Origin of the sequence: Streptomyces sp. NPDC059787, assembly GCF_042732315.1 — a bacterium.
Taxonomy (GTDB): Bacteria; Actinomycetota; Actinomycetes; order Streptomycetales; family Streptomycetaceae; genus Streptomyces; species Streptomyces atrovirens.
This window is the reverse complement of record NZ_JBHWHX010000095.1, coordinates 1-8,018: the sequence shown is the minus strand read 5'-3', so window position 1 is coordinate 8,018 and position 8,018 is coordinate 1. Positions and strand designations below refer to the sequence as shown.

The window sequence follows — 8,018 nt, the reverse complement described above, 5'->3', positions numbered from 1 at the left end:
CCCCGCCCCAGACCCCGTTCGCGCAGGTCCCCGCGCCCCTTGAGGGGCGCGGGGAACTGCGCGATCAGCCCACGAGGACCCGCAGCCGCCATACAGCCCAAACCGCCCGCGCTCTCCCGCGCACGCATGGTCGAACGGAGCGATGGGGGCGACGCCCGGGCCCTCCCCGGCGTCGCCCCCATCCGACGTCCACCATTCCCCTTGCACACATTCGCGTCAGTTCGGGACCTGAACTCTCCCCACCCGCAAGGACTTTCTCGGTTACACCTCTTGACGGCGCACGAGGCGCAGAGCACATTGGCGTCACTTTGAGAGCGCTCTCAAGCCACAGGCATCCGAACCCGAGAGGGCATCCCCACATGAGTGACACCTCCGGCATCCCCCGTACGCTCCGCAGACCCCGTCCACTGCGGCGGGCGGTCCTCGCCGTCGTCAGTACGCTCGCCCTCGCGGCGGGCGCCGCCACCGCGGCCGGTCCGTCCGCGAGCGCGTCCGTGCCGCCTCCGCCGTCGGGCTGGACCCAGGTCTTCGCCGACGACTTCAACGGTTCCGCGGGCAGCGGTGTCAACACCTCCGACTGGCAGTACGCGACCGGCAAGGGCTACCCGGGCGGCCCCGCCAACTGGGGCACCGGCGAGATCGAGACGATGACGTCCAACGCGGACAACGTCTCCCTCGACGGCAACGGCAACCTGCGCATCACCCCCCGCCGCGACGCCTCCGGCAACTGGACCTCCGGCCGCGTCGAGACCAGGCGCACCGACTTCCAGCCCCCGGCCGGCGGCAAGCTCCGTGTCGAGAGCCGCATCCAGGTACCGAACGTCACCGGCGCCGCCGCCAAGGGCTACTGGCCGGCGTTCTGGATGCTGGGCTCCCCCTACCGGGGCAACTACTGGAACTGGCCCGCCGTCGGCGAGCTGGACATCATGGAGAACACACAGGGCAACAACACCGTGTTCGCCACGATGCACTGCGGCACCTCGCCGGGCGGCCCGTGCAACGAGACCAGCGGCATCGGCAGTTCGACCACCTGTCAGGGCACGACCTGTCAGGCCGGCTTCCACACGTACCGGATGGAGTGGGACCGCTCGACGAGCGTCGAGGAGATCCGCTTCTACCTCGACGGCAACAACTTCCACACCGTACGGGAGAACCAGGTCGACGCGACGACCTGGACGAACGCGACGAACCACGGCTACTTCATCATCCTGAACGTGGCGATGGGCGGCGGCTTCCCCGACGCCTTCGGCGGCGGCCCGGACGCGGGCACCCAGCCCGGGCACTCGATGCTCGTCGACTACGTACAGGTACTGACCTCCGGCGGCGGAGGCGACCCGGGTGACCCCGGCACGCCCGGCAACCGCGACGCCTACGGCACCATCCAGGCCGAGTCCTACGACGGCCAGGGCGGCGTGATGACGGAGAACACCTCGGACTCCGGCGGCGGCCAGAACGTGGGCGCGCTGGCAGGCGGTGACTGGCTGCAGTTCAAGGGTGTCGCCTTCGGTTCGAACCCGGCCCGGCAGTTCTCCGCGCGGGTGGCGAGCGGCGCCGGCGCCGGCATCAGCGGCCTGGTCGAGGTGCGGCTGGACAGCCGGAGCAACGCGCCCATCGGCAGCTTCGCCGTGGGCAACACGGGCGGCTGGCAGTCCTGGCGGACGATCCCGGCGAACATCAGCAACGTGACGGGCACCCACGACGTCTATCTGACCTTCACCAGCGGTCAGCCGTCGGACTTCGTGAACGTCAACTGGTTCACCTTCGGCCACTGATCCCACCCCCCACACCGGCCCTCCCCGGCCGGGAACGAAAGAGGGCCCCACGCGCGTGGGGCCCTCTTTCGCATGCCCCGGCCAGAGACTGCATGGTCATGGCGGTTCCGCGGTACCCGACGCCGCGCGAGGAGTGGGGGCCGCCGGCACCGAGGGCGCCCCGCCGGCCGGGAGGGGGCCCGTCATCAAAAAGATCATACTTTTAAACTTGAACGCATGACGGCATCGATGTTGCTTGAACCGAGGACTTCTTGAAGTGACGCGGCGCGCCACCCGCCTCGCACGGCGTCACCCCGGCAACGTGACCGCCGGGGAATCACCGACCGCCGCGCACGGTTGTCGTGACCGCGAGAAAGAAGATGAGCACTGTGAGTGAAACAGCCGTGAGGGTCTTCTCCGGTGAGCGCCGAGCGTCCGCCGAGGTGAAGGACCCGGCGGACGAGGACACCCTGGACAACGAGGGCGTCGCGAAGTCCGAGGACTCCCGGCAGGAGCTGCTCGACTCGGCGACGAAGTCGCTCGACAGCAAGGGAGCTGACGCGGAATGACCGACGAGACGACCGAACCGACCACGGACGCCACAGAGGAACAAGAAGAACAGGAGGAGGCCCTGGCGGCCCTCCCCGCGCCCCCGGCCGACTGGGCCAACCCGCTGCGCGACCCGCGGGACCGGCGGCTGCCCCGGGTGGCGGGCCCCTCCGGTCTGGTCATCTTCGGGGTGACCGGCGACCTGTCCCGCAGGAAGCTGATGCCGGCCGTGTACGACCTCGCCAACCGGGGCCTGCTGCCGCCGGGCTTCTCGCTGCTCGGGTTCGCCCGCCGGGACTGGGAGGACCAGGACTTCGCCCAGGTCGTGCACGACGCCGTCAAGGAGCACGCGCGCACCCCGTTCCGCGAGGAGGTCTGGCAGCAGCTCGCCGAGGGCATGCGGTTCGTCCCGGGCGACTTCGACGACGACCACGCGTTCGACCAGCTGCGCAAGGCCGTGGACGAGCTGGACGCCCATCGGGGCACCAACGGCAACTACGCCTTCTACCTCTCCGTACCGCCGAGGTTCTTCCCGAAGGTCGTCCAGCAGCTGAAGAAGCACGGGCTGGCCGACGCCCCCGAGGGGTCCTGGCGGCGCGCGGTGATCGAGAAGCCGTTCGGACACGACCTGAAGTCCGCCCAGGAACTCAACGCGATCGTGCACGAGGTGTTCGACCCGGAGCAGGTCTTCCGGATCGACCACTACCTCGGCAAGGAGACCGTCCAGAACATCCTGGCGCTGCGCTTCGCCAACCAGATGTTCGAACCGATCTGGAACCGGTCCTTCGTGGACCATGTGCAGATCACCATGGCGGAGGACATCGGTATCGGCGGGCGCGCGGGCTACTACGACGGCATCGGCGCCGCCCGTGACGTCATCCAGAACCACCTCCTGCAGCTCATGGCGCTCACCGCGATGGAGGAGCCGGCCTCCTTCGACGCGGCCTCGCTGCTGACCGAGAAGCTGAAGGTGTTCCGGGCCGTGAAGGTCCCGGACGACCTGGGCCGGCACACGGTGCGCGGACAGTACGAGGGTGCCTGGCAGGGCGGTGCGAAGGTGCGCGGCTATCTGGAGGAGGAGGGCATCGACCCCTCCTCGAAGACCGACACCTACGCCGCGATCAAGCTCGGCGTGGACAACCGCCGCTGGGCGGGCGTCCCCTTCTACCTGCGCACCGGCAAGCGGCTGGGCCGCCGGGTCACCGAGATCGCGGTGGTCTTCCAGCGGGCGCCGCACTCCCCCTTCGACTCCACCGCCACCGAGGAGCTCGGGCAGAACGCGATCGTCATCCGGGTCCAGCCGGACGAGGGCATGACGGTCCGGTTCGGCTCCAAGGTGCCGGGGACCTCGATGGAGCTGCGGGACGTGACCATGGACTTCGCGTACGGCGAGTCGTTCACCGAGTCCAGCCCGGAGGCGTACGAGCGGCTCATCCTGGACGTCCTGCTGGGGGACGCCAACCTGTTCCCCCGTCACCAGGAAGTGGAAGAGTCCTGGAGGATCCTCGATCCGATCGAGGAGTACTGGGCGTCGCACGGCCGGCCGGCGCGGTACACCTCGGGCAGCTGGGGACCCGCGGAAGCCGACGAGATGCTCGCACGAGACGGACGGAGCTGGCGCAGGCCATGAAGATCGACCTGACCGACACCACGGCAAGCAAGGTCAACAAGGCGCTGGTGCAGGGCCGCCGCGCCATCGGCACCCCGGCCGTGGGCATGGTCCTGACGATGGTGATCGTCACGGACGAGGAGAACGCCTACGACGCGATCAAGGCGGCCGAGGAGGCCTCGCACGAGCACCCCTCGCGCACCCTGGTCGTGATCAAGCGGCACACCCGCAACCCTCGCGAGCGTACCCACCCCCGGCTGGACGCCGAGGTACGGGTCGGCTCGGAGGCCGGCACCGGGGAGACGGTGGTGCTGCGGACGTACGGCGAGGTGTCCGACCACGCCGACTCGGTGGTGCTGCCGCTGCTGCTGCCGGACGCGCCGGTGGTGGTGTGGTGGCCGGCGGACGCACCCGAGAACCCGGCGAAGGACCCGCTGGGCGCGCTGGGCCAGCGCAGGATCACCGACCTGTACACGGCCGAGAACCCCATGGAGGTGCTGGAGGCCCGGCGGCGCACCTACGCGCCCGGCGACACCGACCTCGCCTGGACCAGGCTGACGCTGTGGCGTTCCATGCTGGCGGCGGCGCTGGACCAGGCGCGGGCGTCGGTGACCTCGGCGACCGTGGAGGCCGAGGCCGACAACCCGGCCGCCGAGCTGCTGGCGCGCTGGCTGGAGGCGCGGCTGCGGGTGACCGTCGACCGGGTGGTGACCGCGGGGCCCGTCGTCACGGCGGTCCGTCTCGGCACCGCGGACGGCGAGGTCGTCATCGACCGCCCCGAGGGCCCGCTGGCCACGCTGACCCTGCCGGGGCAGCCCGCGCGCCGGCTGGCGCTGAAGGTCCGCCCCACCTCCGAACTCATCGCCGAGGAGCTCAGGCGCCTCGACGCGGACGAGATGTACGCCGTCGCCCTGCGCGGCGAGGCCACCGAGGAGATCCCCGCCCATGTCTGACGTCCCCGAGCCGACCCGGCGCCCCGAGTGGGCCGCCCTGGGCAACCACCGCGCGGACGCGCTGCCGCAGCCGGACCTGCGCGAGCTGTTCGACGCCGACCCGTCCCGTGCCGAGCGGTACGTCGTACGCGTGGGTGACCTGCGCATCGACTACTCCAAGCACCTGGTCAACGACGAGACGCTCGCCCTGCTGCGCGAACTGGCCGAGGCCACCGATGTGTTCGGGCTGCGCGACGCCATGTTCCGCGGCGAGAAGATCAACACCACCGAGGACCGGGCCGTCCTGCACACCGCCCTGCGCGCCCCTCGGGACGCGGTGGTCGAGGTGGACGGGGAGAACGTCGTCCCGGCCGTGCACGCCGTGCTCGACCGGATGGCCGACTTCGCCGGCCGCGTCCGCTCCGGCGAGTGGACCGGTCACACCGGCAAGCGCATCCGCAACGTCGTCAACATCGGCATCGGCGGCTCCGACCTCGGCCCGGCGATGGCGTACGAGGCGCTGCGCGCGTACACCGACCGCTCGCTGACCTTCCGGTTCGTGTCCAACGTGGACGGCGCCGACCTGCACGAGGCGACCCGCGACCTCGACCCGGCGGAGACGCTGTTCATCGTCGCCTCCAAGACCTTCACCACGATCGAGACGATCACCAACGCCACCTCGGCACGGACCTGGCTGCTCAAGGGGCTGGGGGGTGACGAGAAGGCGGTGGCCCGGCACTTCGTCGCTCTGTCGACCAACGCCGGGAAGGTCACGGACTTCGGCATCGACACGGCGAACATGTTCGAGTTCTGGGACTGGGTCGGCGGACGCTACTCCTTCGACTCGGCGATCGGCCTGTCGCTGATGATCGCCATCGGCCCGGACCGCTTCCGGGAGATGCTCGACGGGTTCCGGATCGTGGACGAGCACTTCGTCAACGCCCCCGCCGAGGCCAACGCCCCGCTGCTGATGGGTCTGCTGGGTGTCTGGTACAACAACTTCCTCGACGCCCAGTCGCACGCCGTGCTGCCGTACTCGCACTACCTGTCGAAGTTCACCGCCTACCTCCAGCAGCTCGACATGGAGTCCAACGGCAAGTCGGTGGACCGGCAGGGCCGTCCCGTCGTCTGGCAGACGGGGCCGGTGGTGTGGGGCACGCCGGGCACCAACGGGCAGCACGCCTACTACCAGTTGATCCACCAGGGGACGAAGCTCATCCCGGCCGACCTGATCGGTTTCGCCCGTCCGGTCGCCGAGCTGAGCGACGAACTCAAGGCGCAGCACGACCTGTTGATGGCCAACCTGTTCGCGCAGGGCCAGGCCCTCGCGTTCGGCAAGACCGCCGAGGAGGTACGGGCGGAGGGCGTGCCCGAGGAACAGGTGCCGCACCGCACCTTCCGGGGCAACCACCCCACCACCACGATCCTGGCCACCGAACTGACCCCCTCGGTGCTCGGCCAGCTCATCGCGCTGTACGAGCACAAGGTGTTCGTCCAGGGCGCCGTCTGGAACATCGACTCCTTCGACCAGTGGGGCGTCGAACTCGGCAAGGTCCTCGCCAAGCGCGTCGAGCCCGCCCTCACCGAGGGCGCCGATGTCCCCGGCCTCGACCCGTCCACGGCCGCGCTGGTGGCCGCCTACCGCGAACGCAGGAAGTGAACTGACATGCAGATCGGTCTTGTTGGGCTCGGCAAGATGGGCGGCAACATGCGCGAGCGCCTCCGCAACGCCGGCCACACCGTCATCGGGTACGACACCAACCCCGAACTCTCCGACGTCGACCACCTGTCCGACCTCGTCGACCGGCTCGAAAGGCCGCGCGCGGTGTGGGTGATGGTGCCGGCCGGCGCCGCCACCCAGCACGTCGTCGACCAGCTCGGGAGCCTGCTCAAGCCCGGCGACACGGTCGTCGACGGCGGCAACTCCCGCTGGACGGACGACGAGAAGCACGCCAAGGAGCTGGGCGCCCGGGGCATCGGCTTCGTCGACGCGGGCGTCTCGGGCGGGGTGTGGGGCCTGAAGAACGGGTACGCCCTGATGGTCGGCGGCGACGAGGAGCACGTGGAGCGGCTGAAGCCGATCTTCGACGCGCTCAAGCCGGACGGTCCGTACGGCTATGTCCACGCGGGCAGGGTGGGCGCCGGGCACTTCGCGAAGATGGTCCACAACGGCATCGAGTACGCGATGATGCAGGCGTACGCCGAGGGCTGGGAGCTCCTCGAGAAGGTCGACTCGGTGGACAACGTCCGGGAGGTGTTCCGCTCCTGGCAGGAGGGCACCGTCATCCGTTCCTGGCTGCTCGACCTCGCGGTGAACGCCCTCGACGAGGACCAGCACCTGGAGCGGCTGCGCGGATACGCCGAGGACTCGGGCGAGGGCCGCTGGACCGTGGAGGCGGCCATCGACAACGCCGTGCCGCTGCCCGCGATCACCGCGTCGCTGTTCTCACGGTTCACCTCGCGTCAGGAGGACTCGCCGCAGATGAAGATGATCGCGGCGCTGCGCAAGCAGTTCGGCGGCCACGCCGTCGAGTCGGCGGAGAAGGCGTAACGACCGTGGGGGATCTGCTGCTGGCGCGGCACGGCGAGACGGAGTGGAGCAGGGCGGGCCGGCACACCGGCCGGACCGATCTCCCGCTGACCCCGGCCGGTGAGGCCCAGGCCAAATCCCTCGCGCCGCTGCTGGCGGGGCGGACCTTCGGGCTGGTCCTCACCAGTCCGCTGGTCCGCGCCCGGCACACCGCCGGACTGGCGGGCCTGACCGGGGCGGTGGAGGAGCCGGACCTGCGGGAGTGGGACTACGGCGGCTACGAGGGGATCACCACCGCGGACATCCACCGCACCCGGCCCGGCTGGGACCTGTGGACCGACGGGGTGCCGCCCGGCCGGGAGTTCCCCGGCGAGTCCCCGGAGCAGGTCGGCGAGCGCGCGGACCGGGTGCTGTCCCGGGTGGCCGGGGCGCTGGCGGAGGGGGACGTGATGCTGGTCGCGCACGGTCACCTGCTCCGCGTCCTGACGGCCCGCCGCCTGGGCCTGCCACCGTCCTCCGGCCGCCTGTTCCGCCTGGAGACGGGCACCCTGAGCCGTCTGTCGCTGGAGCACGGCAGCCCGGTGATCGCGGAGTGGAACACACGGCCGTGACACGTGGGCCGGCCCCGGCCGCAGCCGCCCTGGAGG

General features: G+C 70.5%; 7 protein-coding genes. All 7 read left to right on the top strand.

Going from position 1 to position 8,018, the window contains the following annotated elements; all coding sequences use genetic code 11:
* The first annotated feature begins 359 nt into the window (after positions 1 to 359).
* The 7 genes from ACFV5H_RS37460 (at position 360) to ACFV5H_RS37430 (ending at position 7,982) form a co-directional block, all read left to right on the top strand.
* Positions 360 to 1,772, top strand: coding sequence for a glycoside hydrolase family 16 protein (locus ACFV5H_RS37460; protein ID WP_385059276.1), 1,413 nt, complete (start codon positions 360 to 362; stop codon positions 1,770 to 1,772).
* 368 nt (positions 1,773 to 2,140) lie between these two features.
* Positions 2,141 to 2,320: a hypothetical protein gene (locus tag ACFV5H_RS37455; protein WP_385059279.1), complete on the top strand. Its 180-nt coding sequence runs from the start codon at positions 2,141 to 2,143 to the stop codon at positions 2,318 to 2,320.
* Positions 2,317 to 3,930 carry a glucose-6-phosphate dehydrogenase gene (zwf, locus tag ACFV5H_RS37450; RefSeq protein ID WP_385059282.1) on the top strand — a complete coding sequence of 538 codons (1,614 nt, stop codon included), beginning with the start codon at positions 2,317 to 2,319 and terminating at the stop codon, positions 3,928 to 3,930. Before ACFV5H_RS37455 ends, zwf begins: the two co-directional genes overlap by 4 nt.
* Positions 3,927 to 4,862: a glucose-6-phosphate dehydrogenase assembly protein OpcA gene (gene opcA, locus ACFV5H_RS37445; RefSeq protein WP_385059285.1), complete on the top strand. Its 936-nt coding sequence runs from the start codon at positions 3,927 to 3,929 to the stop codon at positions 4,860 to 4,862. The genes zwf and opcA overlap by 4 nt, the downstream gene beginning before the upstream one ends.
* The gene (pgi, locus tag ACFV5H_RS37440) at positions 4,855 to 6,501 is read left to right on the top strand and encodes a glucose-6-phosphate isomerase (RefSeq protein WP_385199156.1); all 1,647 of its coding nucleotides are present in this window, start codon (positions 4,855 to 4,857) and stop codon (positions 6,499 to 6,501) included. The genes opcA and pgi overlap by 8 nt, the downstream gene beginning before the upstream one ends.
* 6 nt (positions 6,502 to 6,507) lie before the next feature.
* Positions 6,508 to 7,392 (top strand): phosphogluconate dehydrogenase (NAD(+)-dependent, decarboxylating), encoded by an 885-nt coding sequence (gene gnd, locus ACFV5H_RS37435; RefSeq protein WP_385199154.1) that lies wholly within the window; start codon positions 6,508 to 6,510, stop codon positions 7,390 to 7,392.
* Positions 7,393 to 7,397: 5 nt separating this feature from the next.
* Positions 7,398 to 7,982, top strand: coding sequence for a histidine phosphatase family protein (locus ACFV5H_RS37430; RefSeq protein ID WP_385044632.1), 585 nt, complete (start codon positions 7,398 to 7,400; stop codon positions 7,980 to 7,982).
* The last annotated feature ends 36 nt before the right edge of the window (positions 7,983 to 8,018 follow it).